Consider the following 23,219-nt stretch of genomic DNA (forward strand, 5'->3'; position numbering starts at 1 on the left):
TTTTTTCCATTTGGATATAAATCTTATGACCATTAATTCCAATTCAACTCATACAAATTATACTCAGGAATGAAAAAAATACATGGTTTGGTTTTAACCTTCTTTGCTTTACACTGTGCCTTTGCACAAACGCTTTCACCAATAGTAAAACAACATAATGGGTTTAATTATCAACGGTTGGCGCAAATTGATACCATCTTGAAAAATTATCAGGATCAAAACTGGCTTGTTGGAGCTGTTGTAATTATAGTTAAAGACAATCAGGTTGTTTATTATAAGGGAAGTGGATATGCAAATCGTTTGAGTAAAACAAAAATGCAGGCCGACGCAATTTTCAGGATAATGAGCCAGACCAAAGCCATTACAAGTTTTGCAATTATGCAGTTACTTGAGCGGGGAAAGTTAAGCCTCGACCAACCTATTTCAGATTTTATACCTGAGTTTAAAAACCCAAAACTGATCAAAAGCTATAATGCTTCTGATACAAGCTATACAACTACTCCGGCCAAACGTGAAATCACTTTTCGGGATTTGTTAACGCATACATCAGGCATCGGCTACCCAGCCTCAGGGTCCGATACGATGAGGGCTATTTATGCTAAGAATAATATTCCATCTGGACTTGGTTATTTTAAAGGAAATGCATTGGCCACGATGAAAGAAGTAGCAGCGCTGCCTCTAAAACATAATCCCGGATCAAAATATACTTATGGCTTAAGTACTGACGTTTTAGGATGCTTAGTTGAGATAATCAGCGGAGAGTCGTTAGAAACTTATTTTCATAAGAATATTTTTGAACCACTTGGCATGAAAGATACCTATTTCAATGTGCCGTCAACAAAGGCCGGAAGGCTTCCCACCGTTTATACGGAAGATGAAAATAATCAGATCATTGAATGGTCGTCCACATTTAGAAATATCGATCCCAGGTATCCGCTCTTTCGAAAAAATACTTTTTCAGGTGGATCAGGTTTATCTTCCACGGCTTTTGATTATTCCATATTTCTCCAAATGCTGCTAAATGGCGGCCGATATAATGGTAAACAAATATTGGGAAGGCGTACAGTAGAATTGATGTTAAGTCCTCAGTTGGCTGACAATGTATTTGGTGATAATAATTTTTGTCTTGGGTTTGAATATACAACCGAAAAAACTGCAAACTTAAAGATGCAGAACAAGGGTTCTTTTTCATGGGGTGGTTACTACGGTTCATACTATTGGGCCGATCCAAAAGAAAAACTCATTTGCCTGATCATGACCCAGCATACACCCAATTCTCACATAAACTTTGTTAGTCAAATCACAAACAGCATTTACGGAAGTTTGAAATAAAAAACAGTTTAAACCTGAGGCATTCCGAATTTATTACCATGTAAGGCGGAGAGCATGGTAAGTTTATAAAGAGAAAAATTCCGAATTGAATAAAGCTATTGCAGCTTTTCTGAAATCACTGAATATTCCCAACGAGTAAAACGGAGAATTTCAATTGATGATATTAAGCTTTCAACATGGTTGAATCACGTTCAATTAATGTTGAGGGTAACATTACAGTCGTGTCAGCTGTAATGGTATGCTTCTTCTTTTCGATCATGGTGAACAAAACTTCAGCTGCACTTTTACCAATTTCAAAAGCTGGCTGTGTAATAGTGGTGAGTGATGGATTTAAGATGGGAGCTGTTTCAAGTGTAGAGAACGCAACAACTTTCAGATCTTTTGGAATATTGATGTGTCCTGAAAGGCTCACCATATAGATCTGCATTGCCAGGCGTTCTACCGATGCAACAATACCATCGATCTCATTGTGCTGTTGCAGTAATTCTTTCACCTGTTCAAAGATCATTTCCTGTGTTCCCGTACAATCGATCACGTATTGATAATCTTCTGTCTGTAACCCTGCATCTGAAAGTGCCGCAGCAAAACCTGCTGCCCGTTTACTACAAATAGATAAGGAAAGTGAAGTAGAAAGAAAAACAGGATGCTTACATCCTTTCTCCAGTAACAGTTTTGCTGAAAGATAACCGCTCTCATAATCGTTGGTGATTACTTTAGGGGCTTTTAAACTTTCAAACTCCCTGTCGAAAAAAACAACCGGAATATTTTCGTTTTGTAATTTCTGAATATGTTCTGCATCCGTTGTTTCGCTTGAGATAGAAATCAGCACGCCATCAACACGGCCACTGTAACAATGATTCACTACTGCTTTCTCGATCTCAAAACTTTCGTGCGAAAGATAAATAAGCACATGATAATTCTTTTGAACTGCCACTGCCTGTATGCCGTTGATGGCTAAAGAGAAAAAGTTGTCAGCCACTTCAGGTAAAATAACAGCAATGGTTTTACTTTTTTGTTTACGTAAGCTGCTGGCATATGGATTGGGCACATAGTTCAATTGCTCCGCCATTGCCAATACTTTTTTCTTGGTCTCTGCACTTATTTCATGGCTGTCTTTTAACGCCTTCGAAACAGTTGCAATAGAAAGGCCAAGTTCTTTTGCCAGGGTCTTAATTGTAAGCTTACTCATACGTTCGAAACAGATCTGTGGTTGGGTCTAACACTCTGATTGAAAGGTAAAGATAGGCCGAATACCGAAAACGGTTTCGTAAATAAAGTGAGTGAAACTAACGGCATTATCCAATAAAAAATTGTCATTTTAACCTTTAACAATCACTAACGAATTGCATTGCGTATGAAACTAGGAAGCAACTTCTGCTTTTTCCTGTATTCTTTATCGCCACTTATTTTCCCGGCGAAAAGACCGTCTCAACTACAGTTTGTCGTTCACAGTATACCAACATTAATCACTTTTAAATAAGCTATATGAGTAAAAACAACTTTGAGGCAGTGCCGCTCAATAACCTTGATGAATGGGAAGATGATTTGCTCAGGCGCTATCCCGATCCCGAAGCTATTGCCACCGCAAAGTCAACTGAAGAATACAGGAACTATGAAGAACCGGCAAGGGATACGGTAAAAGAGTTTTATCGCTTGAATCATACTTACCAAACCTATGCTTTTGTGCAGGAGAAACGTAAAGAGTTTCTTCAGTTCAATAAAAAAGAAATGACGGTTTGGGATGCGTTTGATTTCCTTAATCAATTGGTTGATGATTCTGATCCGGATACAGATCTTGATCAGTTACAGCATTTGCTTCAAACATCAGAAGCTATCCGTCGTGATGGCCATCCTGATTGGATGGTACTTGTTGGTTTAATGCACGACATGGGAAAAGTGCTTTGTCTTTTTGGTGAACCACAATGGGCTGTGGTGGGAGATACCTTCCCGGTTGGTTGTGCGTATTCCGATAAAATTGTATTCCCGGAATATTTTTCGGCCAACCCCGATTTCAATGATCCTGTTTACCAGACAAAGCATGGTGTATATGAACCCAACTGTGGTTTGCGCAATGTAGATATGAGTTGGGGACACGATGAATATGTGTATCATATGCTGAAAGGTCATATTCCTGAAGAAGGATTATACATGCTCCGTTATCATTCATTTTATGCATGGCATCGGGAAGGAGCGTATGATCATTTATTAGATGATCATGATCGCAATATGTTGAAATGGGTACAACTCTTTAACCCTTATGACCTCTATTCAAAAAGCCCTGAGCCACCGGATTGGAAAAAACTGCGACCATATTATGAAGAACTGGTTGCAAAATATCTGCCGGCAAAAATCAAATTTTAAACAACCACATGATCGATAAATATGGAGTCCAATATCCTTCAACAGTTTCTTACTATAACTCCTAAAACAAACTGCTATGATGCAAATTTTTAAACAACGATTGATTTACCGTTATGCATTACCTGGTATAATGGTTCTTTTTCTTGCACTTGTTTCGTCAGGTGTAAGTGCACAACAAACACAGGTTACCGGAACAGTAAAAGATGATAAAGGTGAACCTGTAGCATCTGCCACTGTATCTGTAAAAGGCAAAAATGTTTCTACAACAACCGGAGCTAACGGTACATTTACGATTTCTGCTAAGGCAAACGATGTGCTGGAGATCAGTGCTGTTTCTTTTGCAACTCAAGAGATAAGAATTACATCTGCTTCAACCTACAATGTTGTATTGTCATCTTCATCTGTTGCATTAACTGATGTGGTAGTGGTGGGTTATGGTCGTTCTTCTAAAAGAACAGTTTCCAGTGCCATCACTTCTATTAAGCCTGAAGATCTTAATCGTGGTGCAATTGGTGATGTGGGCCAGTTGTTGCAGGGTAAAGTACCCGGCTTGAATATTACAGCCAGTGGTGACCCTAACCGACCTGCTGCAGTTATTCTGCGTGGTGCCTCAACCGTAAACAGTCCGCAAGGTCCGTTTTATGTTATTGATGGTATACCCGGTGCAGATATTAATGGAGTTGCTCCGGATGATATTGCATCAATGGACATTTTGAAAGATGCATCTGCAACGGCCATTTATGGTAACAGAGCTTCTAATGGTGTTATCATGGTTACTACCAAGAAAGGTAAAAAAGGAAGACTGCAGACTACATACAACGGTTATGTAGGTTTTGAAACTGTGAGCAGCAGTCTCGATCTGATGGATGCAAATCAGTTAAGAGCTTATTCACAAAAAAATAATTACACGCCTAATACGAATGATGATAAAGGTGCCAATACTGATTGGATGAAGGCTGTACAAAAAGAATCAGCATTATCACACAACCATAATATTTCTTTCAGTGGTGGTACAGACAAAAGTACTTATAGTGCCAGCCTTAACTACCTGAAAAAAGATGGTATTATGTTGCAAAGTGGTTTGGAAAGAGTTGTGGGCAGAATCAGTGCGGAGCAGCATGCTTTAAACGACAGATTGACTTTCGGTTTGAATATTATGAGCAGCAACAGCAAAGCTTCGAATGTTCCATTACAGAACATGGTATTTCAGCAAGCTGTTAAATTTAATCCGATGTCACCGGTATATAATGCAAATGGTACCTTCTTCGAAAACTTTAATAATCCCGGTTATTTTAACCCGGTATCAATTATTAAAAATGCTCAAGACGATACAAAGTATGGTTCCTTGCAGGGTAACTTTACAATAGAAGCTAAACTGCCGTTTAACTTAACATACAATACAAACCTTGCTTACCAGCGTGGTACCTGGCTGCATGGTGAATATTACAATCGCTACTATTCTCAGAACTACAGCACCGGTAGCTTTTATACCAATGGTGATCCGGGTGGTGGCCGCAGCCTGCGTAATTTTTATTCCAATGGTCTTGCTTACAGAGGCTATTACCAAAGCAGTTCCAAAACACTGGAATCTTACTTAACCTGGGCAAAAAAGTTTGGTGCACATAATATCAAAGCAGTGTTGGGTTACAGCTGGCAAAAAAATACCAACAACGAAGGCTTACAGGCAAGTCAAACCAATTTTGTTAACGACTACACAGGGTATAATAATTTTGGTTTAGGAAACTATCAAACAATAAATGGTTTTGCAGTAGACTTTGGCGGAGCCGTATATGAAGAAACAAATTTCATCTCCGACTTCTTCCGTGTGAACTACGATTTCAACGAAAAGATTTTGGTGCAGGCATCTGTTAGAAGAGATGGCAGTTCTGTATTTGGTAAAAATAAAGAATGGGGTTATTTCCCTGCAGCAAGTGTGGCCTGGCGTTTATCAGAAGAAGATTTCATGAAGAACATTACATTCATCAACGATTTAAAATTAAGGGTGAGCTATGGTGAAACTGGTAACGCATTTGGTTTGGGAGCGTACACTGCTCAACGCCTTTACAATAAATCAGGTACTTATTACAATGGTGGTACGTTTGAATCAGCTTTCAGATCTACGCAGGGAGCTAACCCGGATTTACAATGGGAAGTTACTGCAACCAAAAACATTGGTTTGGATTATGGATTTCTGAAAGGGAAAATCAGTGGTTCTATCGATCTGTATGAAAAAAACACGACCGATATGATTTTTGGTTACAATGTTGCCCAATCAATTGACCCCAGTGGATTCTTATATATTAACGTTGGTGAAATCAGGAACCGTGGTATTGAGTTTAGCGTAAATGTAAATGCAGTCAGCCAAAAGAACTTCAGCTGGAACACCGGTTTAAACCTTGCAACTAACCAAAACGTTATCCTTGATTTAAAAGGACCTGAGCAATTTGGTATTAATGCTGATTCAACGAAGTATACTCAATTGGATGGACCTGGTACAACAGGAAGCCGTCTTCAGATTTTAGCTGTAGGTGGCCCATTAGGTCAGTTCTATTCATTCCAGTACGCAGGTAAAGATGCTTCCGGTAATTCTTTGTTTTACAAGAGAGATAAAACAACTACAACTAACCCAACTCAGATCTCCGATTATTTTCCATTAGGCAGTCCGCATGCAAAGTTGATGTTTGGTTGGAACAACAATCTCCGTTACAAGAATTTCGATCTTAACTTCTTTGTAAGAGGTGTACTTGGAAATAAAATATTTAATGCTACCCGTGCTGATCTTTCTTATGTTGTAACTGCCGGACAAACAAACATCAGCCCATATGCAGCCGATGATAAAAAAACCGATACACGTAACAACAACTTTTCATCACGTTATGTAGAAGATGGTTCTTACCTGCGTTTCGATAACGCAACATTAGGTTACCGTTTCAATATTAAAAACCAGTACATCAGTAATCTGCGCTTGTATGCAACAGTAAACAACCTGTTTGTTGTAACAAAGTATAAAGGCATTGACCCTGAAATTAACCAGGGTGGTGCATCATTGGGCGTAGACTATAATAGTTTCTATCCTAAAACACGCACTATTCTTTTTGGTGTATCAGTTGGCTTTTAATGATTAAAAAAACTTTTTTATGAATAAGAATTTGAAACAATTGTTAATAGTGATAGCAGCTGGCTTCGCCATAAGCTCCTGCCACAAAATTGAGGTGAAACCTAATTCACTTTATACAGAAGCGGTGTTCCCAAAAACTGATGCGGAATTTCAGTCGGTAATGGGTACTATTTATACCAGTTTGAGAGGGCATTATTCGCTCGGTTACTGGTTTGCACAGGAACTCAGTTCGGATGAATCGATATTGCCTGTTTATGGTGGTAACTGGTTCGATGGACAAGGGTACATTCAATTGCACCGCCACGAATGGAACAAAGATCATGGATGGATAACAACAGTGTGGAATGATGCGAATTCAATTGCAGGTCTTTGTAACCAAACCATGTATATTTTCAGAAGCTCACCGGAAGGTGACTCAAAAAATACAGCCCTTGCAGAATTGAGAACTTTAAGAGCCTTTGCTTATTGGGAACTGCTGGACATGTTTGGAAATGTTCCTTTAGATACCATTTATCCAAGCCCCGGCGTGCAGGCAAAAGCAACACGTGCACAGGTATTCAACTTTGTAGAATCTGAATTAAAAGCAGCAATACCTTATTTGAAAACTGCAACCGGCAGCAGCACATATGGTAAAGTAACAAAATGGATGGCCAATGCATTGCTGGCAAAACTTTATTTGAATGCTGAGGTGTATGCAGGCACTCCTAAATACAATGAAGCGATTGCAGCATGTGATGCAGTTATCAGTTCAGGAAATTTTGCAGTGGAATCAAGGAGTACATATCTCAACCAGTTTTCTCCAACAAACGGCCCTTCTTACAAAGAATTTATTTTCGCTATACCTTACGATCCATCAACAAGCAATGGATATTTGTTTCATGGCCGTTACGATCTGAACCGTAACCTTGGTATTAAGTATCGTTATTCAGGAAGTACACCGGGTAGCTATACGTTCAATCAAATCATCATGAATCAAACTTCAGGAAATGGTTTGATCAATGCAAGACCCAGTGGCCCACGTGCAACGCTATCTAGTTTTTACAACAGTTATTTTACAGCCGATGCTAATGATATCAGGAATAATCAATGGCTGGTAGGTAATCAATACTGGCCTGATGGAAGCCCGATCATGGTGAAAACTACTAAAAAAGGTTATGATCAGTTTTTTACCGGTACTGATGGTGATTATACTTATCATCTGTATATCGATTCTGTTATTTCGGCACGATTGAATCCCGTTTCCATAGACTTGGGTAACGATGAAATTGCCTGGAATATGGGTATCCGGAATATCAAGTTTTATCCCGATGCAAATTCATCAAGCCGTAACCAAAGTAATGATGCGCCGATATTCCGTTATTCAGATATTCTGTTGATGAAAGCCGAAGCAATTTTACGTGGTGGTACAGCAACAAACGGTCATACTGCTCTTTCACTTGTAAATATGGTACGCAGCAATCGCAGTACTTCACCTGCTTGGACAGCAGTAACACTTAACGATCTGTATGCTGAACGTGCACGTGAATTTACCTGGGAGTGCTGGCGTAGAAATGATATGATCCGTTTTGGTAAGTATGAAGCCGCTTATGGTTTCAAAACAAACGCTGATACGTATCGCAGGATATTCCCGATTCCAAATGCAGCAATGGCAACAAATCCAAAGCTTACACAAAACCCGGGGTATCCCAATTAATGTTTCTCAGTAGTTAGGTTTATAATCAATAGTTAATCACCCCGGGGTTGTCAAGCCCCGGGATTTTTCTATCACTTATATTTATAGCATGCAATCGCTACTCCGAAAATCAATGCTGTTTTTTGCTTTTGTTTTGTGTCAACACTTTATGCAGGCACAGGTATTGGTAAAAGATTCAGCTGCTTTACCAAAGGCAGATGCAAAGTTGATAAAGAAAGAGAAGGCGCTGCATTTTATTGCCATGGGCGATTGGGGAAGGAATGGTGCCGATCATCAGCGGCAGGTAGCTAAGCAAATGGGTTTGACAGCTAAAGAAATCGGTTCGATGTTTACGATCGCAACAGGTGATAATTTTTATCCCAGTGGTGTTATCAGCGAATGGGATCCCCTATGGAAATATTCCTTTGAAGATATTTATACTGACTTTCATTTGCAATGGGATTGGTATCCCATACTTGGCAATCATGATTACAAAAGTAATCCCGATGCACAGGTAAAATATTCAACCATCAGCAGACGATGGAAAATGCCTGCACGCTATTACAGTAAAACAATAGCGATCAACGGAGATACAACACAACAGGTATTACTTGTATTTATTGATACAAATCCATTGATACCTGAATTTTATAAAAATGCAGAGTATGGCCCAAACGTAAAAGGGCAAGACACAATAAAGCAAAAACGTTGGATGGAGAAACTCCTCAGCACAACATCATCCAACATTAAATGGAAAATTGTGGTAGGACATCATCCCATGTATTCAGGCGGCAGTCGTACAGAAGGCTACGATACCAAAGCCATACGCAATACATTGAAGCCGATGTTCGAGAAGTATAAAGTAGATGTTTATCTTGCCGGGCATGAACATAGTTTGCAGCACATGCAATCTGGTGCGAACATGCATCATATCATTTCCGGTGCAGCATCAGAAAAAACGCCTGCACGTTTAATTGAAAACAGTTTGATGTCTGCTTCTGAATACGGCTTCTTTGTATTTTCAGTTACCGGAAATGAATTATTACTGCAAACAGTAAATGATACCGGGAGAATTATTTACAGCTACACGATAAAAAAATAATTTCTGTTTGAACCAGGCCGCAGCATATAATCAACCAATTACAACAAGCAACAGGCTCTTATCGCTTGATGCCTTGCGTGGCTTTGATATGTTCTGGATCGTAAGCGGAGAAGGAATTATTCACGGATTTGCAAATGCTGTAAAGCAAACTCATGGATTGCAGCAGGATGCAGTAAGCTGGCAAATGCAGGCAACTGATGAACTTGGTTTCTTTGAAAAACTGGCGGTGCATGCGAGTAACCAATTGCATCATACTGTTTGGAACGACTTTACATTTTATGATCTTATTTTTCCTTTGTTCATTTTCATTGCAGGCATCAGTATGCCATTTTCTTTTAGTAAACAATTAAGTGCCGGTGCTCATGCAAAAAAGAAAATTTATCGTTCACTCATCAAGCGAACAATACTGTTGCTCTTGCTTGGTATGATTGTAAATGGATTGTTGCAATGGAAAGGATTTGAAGAAACACGTTTTGCAAGTGTGTTGGGCCGAATTGCACTCAGTTGTTTTTTTGCTGCATTGATTTATCTCAACAGTTCATTCAGGTGGAGAAATGCATGGTTTGTATTCATCTTACTCGGCTATTGGTTAGTGATGATTGTTTTTCCTGTTCCCGGCTTTGGTGCAGGCGTACTAACTCCTGAAGGAAATTTTGCAGCGTATGTTGATCGTTTGTTGCTGCCGGGCAAACTGCATCGCACCGTATATGACCCGGAAGGATTGATATCTACCATTCCTGCAATTGCGACTGCGCTGTTAGGTATTTTTACAGGTGAGTTCTTGCGTTTACAAGAAACAACAGCAAAAAAGAAAGCATTGTACATGATGATTGCCGGAGCGGTACTTGTATTTGTTGGTTGGCTTTGGGGTTTTGTATTTCCCATTAACAAAAACATGTGGACGAGTTCTTTTGTCCTTTTCACCGGTGGATGGAGCTTGTTGCTGCTTGCGCTGTTTTATTTTGTAATTGATGTGTTGGGCTTCAAAAAATGGAGTATGCCTTTTGTGTGGTTGGGTTGCAATTCAATCCTGATTTATATGGCTGCACATGGTGTGATAAATTTTATGTCGACTTCTGAATTTTTATTTGGCGGCACAGTTCAGTTGCTGGATGCCAAATGGCAGGAAGCTTTTTTATGGATCGGGGTTGCTCTTATACAGTTTGCAGGATTATATTTCCTGTATAAACGAAAATGGTTTTTAAAACTATAACAATCTATCAAAGCGAAAGCGTTAACGAAATAGCTCATGCATACATTACAACTTGCTGATTACATTGTTTTCTTTGTTTACTTCATTGCTATATCGGCTTACGGTTATTATATTTTTCATAAAAAGAAATCAAAAACTGCCAGCTCAAAGGATTTCTTTTTAGCCGAAGGTTCATTAACGTGGTGGGCCATTGGTGCATCACTCATTGCATCCAATATTTCTGCTGAACATTTTATTGGCATGAGTGGTTCCGGTTTTGCGTTGGGTCTTGCCATCTCTACATACGAATGGATGTCTGCTGCTACGCTCATCATTGTAGCAGTGTTCATCATTCCACTTTATCTCAAGAATAAAATTTATACCATGCCGCAGTTCCTGGCAAAGCGGTATAACGACCAGGTGAGTACCATCATGGCTGTGTTCTGGCTGCTGGTGTATGTGTTTGTAAATCTTACGTCCATTATTTATTTGGGAGCATTAGCTATTTCATCTATTTCGCCCATTAGCTTTGAATGGAGCATTGTTGGACTGAGTGTGTTCTCGATCCTTGTAACATTGGGTGGAATGAAAGTGATCGGATATACCGATGTGATACAGGTATTGGTATTGTTGATCGGAGGATTGGTAACTACATACCTTGCACTTTCGTTGCTGGCAGATAAGTTTGGCTTTGATGGAAATATTCTTGAAGCGTTAGGTGTATTACGCAAAGAAGCGCCTGAACATTTTCATATGATCTTTGATAAAACAAGTCCGCATTATAAAGAGTTGCCGGGCATGTCGGTATTGATCGGTGGTATGCTCATTAATAACCTTGCGTATTGGGGTTGTAATCAATACATCGTTCAACGTGCATTGGGTGCCGATCTTAAAACTGCACGTAATGGAATTTTATTTGCCGCATTTTTAAAACTGTTGATTCCTCTTATAGCAGTATTGCCCGGTATCACTATGTATGTGTTACATCAGAACGGTATGTTTCAACAGGAGATGGCCGATGCAGCAGGTAATATTAAACCCGATCATGCGTATCCAACCTTAATGAACTTATTACCTGCAGGTTTAAAAGGTGTGGCCTTTGCTGCATTAACAGCAGCCATTGTTGCATCGCTTGCAGGAAAAGCAAACAGCATCTCAACTATATTTTCACTTGATATTTATAAAAAGTATTTCAACAAAGAAGCATCTGAACGAAAGCTGGTACTTACAGGTCGTTGGGCAGTAATTATTTCTATGGTTATTGCAGCTATTGTAACACCTGCGTTAAAATCACTCGACCAGGCTTATCAATTCATACAGGAATATGTAGGATTCTTTTCACCCGGTGTATTAGCCATCTTCTTATTGGGTATGTTCTGGAAACGTACAACTGCTGCTGCTGCATTAGCAGGTGCAGTGTTAACCATTCCTGTGTCAACGGTATTAAAGTTTTTACCGGTGTGGACAAACGGATGGTTTCCTGATTATCCATTCCTTGATCGCATGACCATTACTTTTTTTCTGATAGTTGCTATGATGGTTGCAATGAGTTTAGCAAAACCAAATAAACCCGGAGATACACATACAATTGAAGTTGATAACTCAATGTTTAAAGTTTCAACAGGCTTTATTATTGGCTCTATTATAATTTGTGGAATATTGGCAGCATTGTATACCGTATTTTGGTAATAGTTATTTGATTATTCATTTTAACTTGAAGTGAACATGAACAGAAATGAGTTTTTGAAAATAGGAACCATGGCGGCATTGAGTCCGTTGTTTGTAAGGGCAAGTGAAACAGATACACCAACGATTGACAGTGGTCTGATGAAACGCTTGATCGCTGCAAATGACAAGCAGGTTGCATTATTGTTAGAATCTATTCAGGAAGGGAAGTTGCGGTTCAGCCGTATGATCGCTTATGATATTGCGGTATTGACAGCATCATATTGTGCAGTTGGGTCAGCCTACTATCATACACCGTTGCTTATTCAGAAATTAGATCTGCTCACGAAATTTTTAGCAACCGCACAATCAGAAGATGGAACGGTGAATGTTGGTAATCTTGAATCGCCACCCGATACTGCGTTTGTAATTGAGATTCTTTGTCCGGCTGCAGAGATTTTGAAGAAAGAAAAAACGAAGGATGTTGATGCGATCAATCAACAACTGAAAAGGATCATTCTGAAAGCAGGCGAGGGATTGGTTGTAGGAGGTGTGCACACGCCCAATCATCGTTGGGTGATCTCAGCTGCCTTGTCTGGGATCAATTCACTCTATCCTAACAAAAAATATATTGATCGTATCAATGATTGGTTGGATGAAGGCGTGTTCATTGATGATGATGGACATTATCCTGAACGAAGCGGTATTTATTCAGGTGTAGAAAACACAGCGTTTATTACAATTGGAAGATTAGCAAATAAAAAAGAACTGTTTGAACCTGTTCGCAAGAATCTTTCGATGTATTATTATTACATTGAACCAAACGGAGACCTTGTCACAAACGATTCAAGAAGACAGGATCAGTATTTAGCAGCACAAAAGCCTGTTACCTTATTATATCTGCAATACAGGTACATGGCTATTCGTGATAACAACAAACATTTTGCTGCTATTGCAAAAATGATTGAAGCATTACCCGGTTTTGAAAAAGATATTCTTACCCGTTCGCTGTTTTATTTTTTAGAGAATGAAACATTACAGCAGCAACTGCCTTCCGCTGCATCATTACCCGACAGGTATGAAAAAGTATTCTCTACTTCGCATCTGTTACGGATCAAGGAAAAGAATATGACTGCTACATTATTTGGCGGTGTTGACTGGCCTTTAATCATCGCATCAGGCCGTTCAAATTCACCCGACTTCTTTTCGTATCGTAAAGGCAATGCCATTTTGAAATACATGCGTTTATCAACAAGCTTTTTCAGCATGGGGTATTTCTACAGCGAAGGGCTAAAGAAAGTTGGTAATAAATATGTACTGCATAAACAACTGGACATACCTTACTATCAGCCATTGCCAAAAGATAAACGGAATAAGAAAGGCGATTACAAGCTATCGCCCAGTATTGATGATCGTTTCTGGAATAAAATGGATTTTAAAAACCGACCGATAAGTAACGTAAAGACATTGGATACAACCATTACACTTTCAAAAACAGGTGAAACTATTGAACTGGAGTTTGAGGTCAACGGTTTGAAAGAAGTACCTGTAACAATTGAATTGTGTTTTGCAAAAGGCGGAACATTAACCGGCACAACTGCCGCAGAAAACAATAATAACCTCCTGGAGCAAGGTACAGGCGAATATAGTTCCGGTGGAGATGTGATTCGTTTTGGTCCTGGTAATGCAGCACATAAAATGATTGCAAATCTCGAAGGCGAACGTTACGGTACACATTTCGGCAGCTTACGTACAGAAGGAGAGCATGTGTATATTACGGGTAAGACTCCGTTTAAGCACAAGCTTACATTTAGTTAAACGGTGCTAAATAAAAACACAATAGAAGTACTAACGATGAAGTGTGCGACGCAACAAAAGTTAAATAGAAGTAGTACAGCAGGGTACATAAAAAAAATGATAGCCTTGTTATTCATTGCTGTTTGGTTACAAAATGCATTTGCACAGAATTTAGTACAGTATGTGCAGCCTCTATCAGGTACTGCTCCATCAACCACAATCACAGCAGTTAAACACAGTGAAGCAGGGAGTGAGAAAAACGCAAACACTATTCCGGCTGTTACTTTGCCTTTTGCCATGACACAATGGACGGCACAAACAAGACTCACCGAAAACAAATGTATACCGCCATATTTTTATAAAGATTCATTGCTCACAGGATTCAGAGGAACACATTGGCTGAGTGGTTCCTGCACGCAGGACTATGGCAGCTTTACCATTATGCCTGTTGTTGGGAAATTAAAAACAATAGTGAAAGAGTATGCTGTTCCGTTTTCGCATAAAGATGAATTTACTTCACCCAGTTATTATAAACTCACTGCTGGATCTGTTACAACAGAAATTACTTCCACGTTACGTTGTGGACTGTTGCAGTTTACCATGTTGAAAGATGATAGTTTGTATGTACTTGTTACACCCAATAGTGATTATGCAAAAGGATTTGTAAAAGTGGATGCGAAGAAAGGGGAGATATGGGGCTATAATCCTGCTCATCGTATTTACCAGGGCTGGGGGGAACCAACCGGTTTCAGCGGATGGTTTTACATTAAAGTCGAAGGACCATCTACAAAGAGTGGAACGTTTAGTGATACGGAAATTTTTACAAGTGATACTATAAAGAATAAAAAAAATGCTGGTGCATTTGTTGGCTTTGTATTGAAGAAGGGCGAACAGCTTCGTTTGCGTATCGGTACATCTTTCAGCAGCCTGGAAGGAGCAAAGAAAAATCTTGCGACAGAAATTGGTACAAAAAGTTTTGACACTATTCGTGCTGCAGCAACACAAACATGGGAGAAAGCATTGGGACAAGTACAGGTGCAAACGTCAAATGAAAAAGACAAATGCATTTTTTATACGGCCATGTATCATTCAATGCAGCATCCCCGTTTGTTCAATGATGTTGATGGAACTTTTCCTGCATTTGCCGGTAATGCACAATTGAAAAAGATCAATGGAAATTATTATGATGATTTTTCGATGTGGGATATTTATCGGGCACAACTTCCTTTATTTGAAATCTTAAAACCGGGTATGACGAACGATTTTGTTCGTTCGTTGATCTTAAAAGGAGAGCAGGGTGGGTGGTTGCCCATCTTCCCTTGCTGGAATAGTTATACAGCAGCTATGATTGGGGATCATGTAACAGCATTTATTGCATCAGCTTACAACAAAGGCATTCGTAATTACAATGTTGCATCAGCGTATCAACTCATGCGGAAGAATGCATTTGAAACACCGGCAAGTTTTGCAGAATACAAAAATGGCATGGGACGAAGAGCGTTGACTTCTTATCTCAAATATGGTTTTATACCAATGGAAGACAGTGTGCAGGAAGCATTTCATAAAAAAGAACAGGTGAGCCGCACATTGGAATATGCATTTGATGATCATGCATTATCAGTTGTTGCAAAAGGTTTGAATAAGCAAGCTGATCATAAACAACTGCAGCAACGGTCACTCAATTATAGAAATGTTTTTGATCCCGCTGTTGGTATGATGCGTGGAAGAAATGCAGATGGTTCATGGTTTGTATCGTTCAATGCAGACAAACGTGAATCCTATATCACCGAAGGCACGCCAAGACAATATACATTTTATGTACCGCAGAACATTCCCGGTTTGGCAAAGCTGATGGGCAGCACAAAGAGTTTTGAAAATGCATTAGATAGTTTGTTCAGCAATAATGAATACTGGCATGGCAATGAACCCGGTCACCAGATTCCATATTTGTATAACTATACTTCTTCGCCCTATAAAACACAACGTGAAGTAAGAAAGATTTTGGCCGAAGAATACAGCGATGGTGCAGGAGGATTAAGTGGTAACGATGATGCAGGACAAATGAGTGCATGGTATGTATTTGCTGCCATGGGTTTTTATCCGGTTGATCCGGTTTCAAACAACTACCAATTAAGTTCTCCGTTGTTTGATAAAGTAAACATGAAGTTGCAAGGCAATAAAGTATTTGAACTTCTTACACATAAAACATCTCCAACGGCTATTTATATTCGGCAGGTAAAATGGAACGGCAAACTGTACAATAAAAACTATATCACTTACTCCATGATAATGCAGGGCGGCAAACTGGAGTTGTGGTTAACAGACGATCCAACAAAATGGGGTTCATCTGCTGAGAGTCGTCCGGATGGTTTAACAAATTAAGAAAGAATTGCTCGCACCAGGAAAGGTCAATCAAAGGCTATCTTATTTTTCAAATGCTGTCACAAAATAAATATTGCAATGCCTGAACGCATTAATTTCGCTGGCATATCGGCTTTTCCAGTAAAGTTGAAGGCTCTCAACGATTAAACGAACGAACATTTATTATGAATCAGAAATCAGCAGGCTTAATTGAAACAATGCGTTGGTATGGCCCGAACGATCCCGTATCACTGTCAGATATTGCACAGTCGGGTTGCAGTGGCGTTGTTACTGCACTACATCATATTCCCAATGGTGAAGTGTGGACAGTGGAAGAAATCAACAAACGTATTGCGGAAGTAGAAGCTGCCGGTTTAACATGGGATGTAGTGGAAAGTGTACCGGTGCATGAAGCTATCCGTCGTCAATCAGCAGGCTTTGAACAATACATTGATAACTATAAAGAGTCACTTCGTAATCTTGGTGCATGTGGAATCAAAGTAGTCACGTATAATTTCATGCCTGTTCTTGACTGGACAAGAACAGATCTTTATTACACCATGCCTGATGGCAGCAAAGCTTTACGTTTTGAACGTGCTGCATACATTGCGTTTGATGTATTTATTCTCGAACGCAAAGGCGCAGCAGATGAATACACTGCAACTGAATTGGAAAAAGCAAAAGCAAGATTGCAAACAATGACGGAAGATGAAAAGCAATCACTCATCCGCACTATCATTGCAGGATTGCCCGGCAGTGAAGAAAGTTTTACCGTTGCTGATTTTGCAAAAGCATTATCTGCTTATGATACAATAGATGCAGCAAAACTCAAACAGCATTTAATTTATTTTCTGCAACAGGTCACCCCTGTCGCTGAGGAAGCAGGTGTGCAATTGGTGATTCATCCTGATGATCCGCCGCATGCAATTTTTGGTTTACCACGGGTAGTAAGTACTGAAGCAGATATCAATGATCTCATCGCTGCTGTTCCATCACCTGCAAATGGATTGTGTTTCTGCACAGGAAGTTTTGGTGTGCGTGCAGATAATGATCTGCCCGGTATGGTGAAACGTTTGGGTAGCCGTATTCATTTCTTACACTTACGCAGTACACAACGAAATGCAGACGGTGATTTTTATGAAGCTAATCACCTCGAAGGCAACGTAGATATGTATGCTGTGATGAAAGAAGTAGTGCTGCTGATGAAAACAGAGAACAGGCGAATTGTAGTTCGACCTGATCATGGTCATCAAATGCTCGATGATCTCAGCAAAAAAACTAATCCCGGTTACAGTGCCATTGGCCGCTTACGTGGTTTGGCTGAATTGAGAGGGTTGGAATTAGGTATTGCCCGTTCTCTCTGATTCAATGAGAAAGAATGCTGTTCACGCAATTCTTTGAGGAACGATCGTATCCATTAACGATCGTTCCTCAAACAATATCTCCCGGAACTTTTTTTACTGTCTCACAAATGGATCAAGCACGTCTACCCACACTTTGTAACCACGATCGTTGAGGTGGAGGCCATCGGTTGTTAGATCCTGCCGCATAAGCCCCTGGCTGTTTGTAAATGCTGCATGAAGATCAATAGTAGTATAAATGCCAGCTTCTCCGTTGCGTTTGATCATGGTATTGATGAGCTGGGTATTCATTTGTATTTCGGCAGTAGCGGGTAGAATTGTTTGCACATAAATTCGTGTTGAAGGTGATCCGGCTTTTATTTTTTTCGTAATCTTCAAAATATTATTTGCTATGTAATCTGCAGATGTTATTCCGCCTCCACCTTGTAAATTATAAATATCATTAACGCCAATGAGAAGAAACACCGCCTTTGGTTTGTAATAAATAATTTCCTGGAGCCGCATCAATACGCCATCTGTTAAATCTCCGGCTATGCCTCGGTTACGTATGCCGTTCAGGCCGAATTTCACACTCCAGTCTCCGCCTTGTTCTGTTAAGCTATTGCCTATAAACACTATTTCACCAAACTTCAATGGGTTATTCTTGAAGGAATTAATTCTAACAATATAGTTATTCCTCGACCATTCATTATTGTGATGTTGTATCACTGTAGTTGCTGAGGGATATAGTGTATCTAATCCTTCTCTTGTAGGTCCGCTGCTGGTTTTTTGGCAACCGTAAGTTAAGAAGGCCAGTAATAGCCATAAATTGAAATGATTTAATGACAGCTGTCTGCGTGCATACTTCAATTGCAAAACGACTTCGGATGTTAGATACCTGAACATGATGTAAGAAATTTTATAAGTTAAGTAACCGTTTGTGAGCTTAAATGTAAAGCGACGGCTCTCGAACCACTTATCTCTGCATTCATAGTTTTGTTCTTATTCATCATTTTTAGAAAAGAAGCGACTTGAAGCGGTTAAAACTTCAATTTCTGACTGCTTTCTTTGCAGCAGCCAGTATATACTTTTGAATGTTAGATTTCTAAGATTTACCGTTAGCCTCTATTTCTTTCAAATATTGAGTTGGTGATTTACCAAATTCCTGCTTAAAGGCTTTTGAGAAATAAGATTGCGTTTGAATGCCCACGCTGTACATGATATCTGTAATTGAATGCTCGCCCTGCGTCATCAATAGAGCTGCTTGCCGCAAACGAATCGTTCGGATGAAATCGCCAATAGGCTGGCCCGTTATACTTTTGATTTTATTATACAGTTTCGTCCGGCTCATACCAATTTCGGTGCATACAAAATCAATATCCATTTCAGGATTCGGGAGATTCTTTTCAATAATCGAAAGAAGCTCCTCCAGAAATTGTTTGTCCTTCGTGGAATGTGCCAGTTCCTTCACTTCAGCATATTGATCTTTGCGGTAATGTTCCTTTAGTTTCTCTTTTTGTGCAAAAATGTTCCGCATGGTTAATTGCAGCAGATCAATACTGAGCGGTTTTGAAAAATAATAATCAGCACCGGTCTCCGTTCCTTCAATGCGTGATTCCAATCCATCTTTTGCGGTTAGTAGAATGAACGGGATATGCGCCGTTTCAACAGTTGTTTTTATCAGGCGACAATATTCAATACCATCCATCACCGGCATCATAATATCGCTGATGATAAGATCGGGAAAATACTCCAGTGTTTTCTCCATTGCTTCTTTTCCATCAGCTGCTTCAATGATCTTGTATTGCTGCTCCAACGATTCTTTCAGGAACGAGCGTAACTCTGCATGATCATCTGCAACAAGTACGAGATATTCTTTTGTATTGTTGATCTCTTGATCTGTTATTGCTGCAGCAGTTGTTTCAACAGCAGATGGCAGTGTTGGTTGTGTAGCTAAACTCTCCAGTCGCACAGGCGATTCAGTATTCTTCATCCACTGTTCTTTCTTGCCATAAGACGTTTTACTTACAGGAATAGCAATGATGATTTCAGTACCCTTGTTATATTCACTGTAAACAGAAATATTTCCCTTGTGCAGTTGGGTAAGTGTTTTAATAAAGGCTAATCCAATACCAGAACCAAGATGTGTGTCTGATACACGATAATAACGTTCAAACAAATGCGGTATTGATTCTTTTGAAATACCGGTGCCGTTATCTGCTATACGGAAGTAGATAAATGGTTCAGTTGAATAGTTGTGTTTGATCAACAACTCATTTTCAAACTTCGGTTGAAACTTCTCTAATGAATCCAGCACCTGCAATTCGATCTTTCCATAGTCCTGCGTGTACTTGAACGAATTACTCAGCAGGTTGATGATGATCTTTTCCAATACTTGCCGGTCGAACCACACTTCATTGAAATCTGTTGTTCCGGAAACTGTAAAGGATATATTTTTCTGCAGGGCGAGTTCGCTGAATTCTTCTGCAATTTCATCAATGAACAGCGGAATATTTCCGGGCATTACCTGTAATTTCAATACACCTGATTCTGCTTTTCTGAAATCCATCAGTTCGTTGATCAGTTGGAGCAGGCGATTGGCGTTGCGTTGGATCACCCGGTACAAGTGGTTGTTCGTTGAGCTTGCATCTTCCTTTAATAATTTTTCAACGGGCCCGGTAATCAGCGATAACGGTGTCCGGAATTCATGGGAGATATTGGTGAAGAACTGTAATTGCATCTGGTGAATTTCTTCCTTCTTTTCTTCTTCGTAACGTTGTAACTGAATTTTTCTGCGAATACGATAGATGTAAAAACCTGCAGCAAACAAAGCCGCTATTACTAATAACCTGAACCACCAGGTTGCCCAAAAGGGTGGGGTAATGATTACCTGGATACTGTAGCCTTTTTCATTCCACACGCCATCGTTGTTGGATGCTTTCACCGTAAATGTATAAGTACCCGGACTTACATTTGTATACGATGCCCGCTGTTCAATACCTGCAGTTATCCAATCGTTATCCCAATTCTCAAGTTTATACAGAAAGCGATTGTTTTCGGAAGCCACATAATTTAATGCAGCAAAGCCTAAAGAGAAAGTAGCTTGCTTGTAACTGAGTTTCAGTTTATTGGTAAAGCTGATATCCTGATCAAGCAATTCGTTATTACCACCGATCACGGGTTTGTTGTGTACTTGCAAATCGGTAACAAACACAGGCGGCACAAATGTATTTACAGAAATATCAGCTGGATAAAAGCTATTGAAACCGTTTACACCACCAAAATATATTTGCCCATCTCTTGTTTTCATATAGGCATTGGCTTCAAATTCCATATCCTGCAAGCCGTCACCTGTATTGTACGTTCGTACTGTTTTTGTTTTCGGATCGAGTTGTTTCAATCCATTGGAAGTAGAGATCCATAGATGCCCATTGTTATCTTCCAGAATTCCTTTGATGAATAAGGAAGCTAATCCGCCTGCTTCAGTAAAAACAGAAAAACGGTTTTCATTCTTGTCATACAAATACAAGCCTGCTTGTCCTGCCCACAAATTGCCTTTACTATCGGTAAACAATACACGTAGATCAGGTTTCTTATCATCCTGGTGAAAATAATGTTCAAACTCTCCGGTTGCTGCATTCAGTTTATTCAATCCACCATCATCTGTACCAATCCATATATTGCCTTCTCCATCTTGTATGATTGAAATGATATTGTTGCCAATTATAGATGTGGCACCGGTTTTACTTTTTTGAACAGGGGAGAACTTTCGGCTTACTTTATCGAACAGATGCAGCCCGCCAAAATAGGTACCAATGTACAGGTTGCCGTTTTTATCTTCAAAAATGCATTGGATAAAGTCGGAAGTAAGAATGCCTGATCTTTTATCAGCACTATTAAACCGGGTGAAATTATTTGCAGTTCTGTTATACAATCCCAATCCGCCACCCCATGTAGCGATCCATAAATTGCCATCTCTATCTTCCGTTATGTCCAGCACTTCGTTTGAACCAAGCGTGGATGGATTAAATGGATCATGTTTGAAATGGGTAAAACTGTTTTGCTTACGATTGAATAAATTCAAACCACCTCCATCGGTGCCTATCCAGATGCTTCCAAGCCTGTCTTCGCAAAACGCTTTTACATCGTTATAACTTAAACTGTTTTTGTAAGGCTTTTGCCGGTATAGATTAAATTTTTCCGAACCCGGTGTATATAAATTAATACCACCCCGGTGAGTGCCAATCCATAAATTGCCTTGTTTGTCCTGATAAAATGCAGAAACAGTTCGCTGGCTTAAGCTATTAGGGTTATCGGGTTCATATTGATAGTTATAAAAAGTTCCTGTTGCGGCATCAAACTTATCAAGCCCGCCATTTACACAACCAATCCACGTTTCTCCATTTTTACTTACAGAAACAGATCGCAGCATATTGCTTCTGATGGATGTTGGATCGGCAGCCTTATGAAGATAATGCTTAATAATGCCCTGCGTTGGGTGCATAATGATTAATCCATTGTACTCCGTGCCTAACAGTAACCTTCCCTGCAAATCTTCAGCAATAGAACGTATGCCTTGTTTACCTGTTTGAACCGGTTGCGGGTTGATCGCTAAAAATGCGTCACTCCTTTTATTATATATATAAAGACCACTTTCCGTACCGGCCCACAGATTGCTCCGGCTATCTTCAAAAAAAGTATAAATGTTTAATTCCGTTACCGGACCGTTTGCAGTTTTCTGGCAGGCAATCCGCTTGAAGGTTTTTGTTTCCGGTTGATGCTTGTTTACTCCGCCGCCTGTTGTGCCAATCCAGATGCCGCCCTTGGTATCTCCATAAATTACCGAAATGTGATTGTGGCTGATGCTCTTTGCATCGTTTCGCTTTTGCTTTAATCGCATAAAACGGTTCAGCTTCGGATCAAATTTGTTGAGGCCATTGATTGTGCCCACCCATAAGGTATGTTGCTTGTCTTCGTAAAGGCTGGTAATATAATTATCACTGATGCTGCTGCTATCTGTGCTGTTGTTACGGAAAATAACTATCTGCGACCCGTCATATCGGTTCAACCCATCTCTTGTTCCAAACCAAAGAAAGCCACGGTTGTCCTGCAGAATTGTTTCAATCGTACTGTTTGATAGTCCGTTTTCACTTTTAATATGGCGAAAGTTGATAGCAGGTTTTTGTGCAACGATACAAATAGGTAGAAAACAGGTAGAAATCAAACAACTGATGCGCAAAAAAAAGGAAGATAAACACATGGCGTAAGAAGAATGCAGT

Annotated in this window: 13 protein-coding genes; 10 read left to right on the forward strand and 3 right to left on the reverse strand. The window is 39.7% G+C overall.

The window, feature by feature from the left end; genetic code table 11:
- Nucleotides 1–69: 69 nt before the first annotated feature.
- Nucleotides 70–1,332 (forward strand): serine hydrolase domain-containing protein, encoded by a 1,263-nt coding sequence (locus WG954_RS21095; protein WP_340439073.1) that lies wholly within the window; start codon nucleotides 70–72, stop codon nucleotides 1,330–1,332.
- Nucleotides 1,333–1,495: 163 nt separating this feature from the next.
- On the opposite strand, the gene WG954_RS21100 is transcribed toward WG954_RS21095, so the two are convergent.
- Nucleotides 1,496–2,521, reverse strand: a complete 1,026-nt coding sequence (locus WG954_RS21100; RefSeq protein WP_340439075.1) for a LacI family DNA-binding transcriptional regulator — start codon at nucleotides 2,519–2,521, stop codon at nucleotides 1,496–1,498.
- A 296-nt stretch (nucleotides 2,522–2,817) separates the two neighbouring features.
- Here WG954_RS21100 and WG954_RS21105 point away from each other — a divergent pair, with 296 nt between their 5' ends.
- The 9 genes from WG954_RS21105 (at nucleotide 2,818) to uxuA (ending at nucleotide 17,964) form a co-directional block, all read left to right on the forward strand.
- Nucleotides 2,818–3,693, forward strand: coding sequence for an inositol oxygenase family protein (locus tag WG954_RS21105; RefSeq protein WP_340439076.1), 876 nt, complete (start codon nucleotides 2,818–2,820; stop codon nucleotides 3,691–3,693).
- Nucleotides 3,694–3,769: 76 nt separating this feature from the next.
- On the forward strand, nucleotides 3,770–6,811 hold the full coding sequence (locus tag WG954_RS21110) for a SusC/RagA family TonB-linked outer membrane protein (protein WP_340439077.1): 3,042 nt from the start codon (nucleotides 3,770–3,772) through the stop codon (nucleotides 6,809–6,811).
- Nucleotides 6,812–6,830: 19 nt separating this feature from the next.
- Nucleotides 6,831–8,504 carry a RagB/SusD family nutrient uptake outer membrane protein gene (locus tag WG954_RS21115; protein ID WP_340439080.1) on the forward strand — a complete coding sequence of 558 codons (1,674 nt, stop codon included), beginning with the start codon at nucleotides 6,831–6,833 and terminating at the stop codon, nucleotides 8,502–8,504.
- A gap of 88 nt (nucleotides 8,505–8,592) precedes the next feature.
- On the forward strand, nucleotides 8,593–9,585 hold the full coding sequence (locus tag WG954_RS21120) for a purple acid phosphatase family protein (RefSeq protein ID WP_340439082.1): 993 nt from the start codon (nucleotides 8,593–8,595) through the stop codon (nucleotides 9,583–9,585).
- Nucleotides 9,586–9,592: 7 nt separating this feature from the next.
- On the forward strand, nucleotides 9,593–10,798 hold the full coding sequence (locus WG954_RS21125) for an acyltransferase family protein (protein WP_340439083.1): 1,206 nt from the start codon (nucleotides 9,593–9,595) through the stop codon (nucleotides 10,796–10,798).
- A gap of 36 nt (nucleotides 10,799–10,834) precedes the next feature.
- Nucleotides 10,835–12,466 carry a sodium:solute symporter family transporter gene (locus WG954_RS21130; protein ID WP_340439084.1) on the forward strand — a complete coding sequence of 544 codons (1,632 nt, stop codon included), beginning with the start codon at nucleotides 10,835–10,837 and terminating at the stop codon, nucleotides 12,464–12,466.
- A 36-nt stretch (nucleotides 12,467–12,502) separates the two neighbouring features.
- The gene (locus tag WG954_RS21135) at nucleotides 12,503–14,260 is read left to right on the forward strand and encodes a hypothetical protein (RefSeq protein WP_340439085.1); all 1,758 of its coding nucleotides are present in this window, start codon (nucleotides 12,503–12,505) and stop codon (nucleotides 14,258–14,260) included.
- 96 nt (nucleotides 14,261–14,356) lie between these two features.
- A complete protein-coding gene (locus WG954_RS21140) occupies nucleotides 14,357–16,621 on the forward strand; it encodes a GH92 family glycosyl hydrolase (RefSeq protein WP_340439086.1) in 2,265 nt (754 codons plus the stop codon).
- A 164-nt stretch (nucleotides 16,622–16,785) separates the two neighbouring features.
- Nucleotides 16,786–17,964: a mannonate dehydratase gene (gene uxuA / locus WG954_RS21145; RefSeq protein WP_340439087.1), complete on the forward strand. Its 1,179-nt coding sequence runs from the start codon at nucleotides 16,786–16,788 to the stop codon at nucleotides 17,962–17,964.
- A gap of 93 nt (nucleotides 17,965–18,057) precedes the next feature.
- On the opposite strand, the gene WG954_RS21150 is transcribed toward uxuA, so the two are convergent.
- Nucleotides 18,058–18,846 (reverse strand): GDSL-type esterase/lipase family protein, encoded by a 789-nt coding sequence (locus tag WG954_RS21150; RefSeq protein WP_340439088.1) that lies wholly within the window; start codon nucleotides 18,844–18,846, stop codon nucleotides 18,058–18,060.
- A gap of 199 nt (nucleotides 18,847–19,045) precedes the next feature.
- Nucleotides 19,046–23,179 (reverse strand): two-component regulator propeller domain-containing protein, encoded by a 4,134-nt coding sequence (locus WG954_RS21155; protein ID WP_340439089.1) that lies wholly within the window; start codon nucleotides 23,177–23,179, stop codon nucleotides 19,046–19,048.
- Between the last annotated feature and the right edge of the window lie 40 nt (nucleotides 23,180–23,219).

The organism is Lacibacter sp. H375 (assembly GCF_037892425.1).
Taxonomy (GTDB): Bacteria; Bacteroidota; Bacteroidia; order Chitinophagales; family Chitinophagaceae; genus Lacibacter.

Bases quoted from the DNA above. Each gene is read 5' to 3' on its own strand.
- WG954_RS21135 (WP_340439085.1), top strand. From the start codon at position 12,503: ATGAACAGAAATGAGTTTTTGAAAATAGGAACCATGGCGGCATTGAGT.
- WG954_RS21130 (WP_340439084.1), top strand. From the start codon at position 10,835: ATGCATACATTACAACTTGCTGATTACATTGTTTTCTTTGTTTACTTC.
- WG954_RS21095 (WP_340439073.1), top strand. From the start codon at position 70: ATGAAAAAAATACATGGTTTGGTTTTAACCTTCTTTGCTTTACACTGT.
- WG954_RS21115 (WP_340439080.1), top strand. From the start codon at position 6,831: ATGAATAAGAATTTGAAACAATTGTTAATAGTGATAGCAGCTGGCTTC.
- WG954_RS21120 (WP_340439082.1), top strand. From the start codon at position 8,593: ATGCAATCGCTACTCCGAAAATCAATGCTGTTTTTTGCTTTTGTTTTG.
- WG954_RS21100 (WP_340439075.1), bottom strand. From the start codon at position 2,521: ATGAGTAAGCTTACAATTAAGACCCTGGCAAAAGAACTTGGCCTTTCT.
- WG954_RS21140 (WP_340439086.1), top strand. From the start codon at position 14,357: ATGATAGCCTTGTTATTCATTGCTGTTTGGTTACAAAATGCATTTGCA.
- WG954_RS21105 (WP_340439076.1), top strand. From the start codon at position 2,818: ATGAGTAAAAACAACTTTGAGGCAGTGCCGCTCAATAACCTTGATGAA.
- uxuA (WP_340439087.1), top strand. From the start codon at position 16,786: ATGAATCAGAAATCAGCAGGCTTAATTGAAACAATGCGTTGGTATGGC.
- WG954_RS21110 (WP_340439077.1), top strand. From the start codon at position 3,770: ATGATGCAAATTTTTAAACAACGATTGATTTACCGTTATGCATTACCT.
- WG954_RS21150 (WP_340439088.1), bottom strand. From the start codon at position 18,846: ATGTTCAGGTATCTAACATCCGAAGTCGTTTTGCAATTGAAGTATGCA.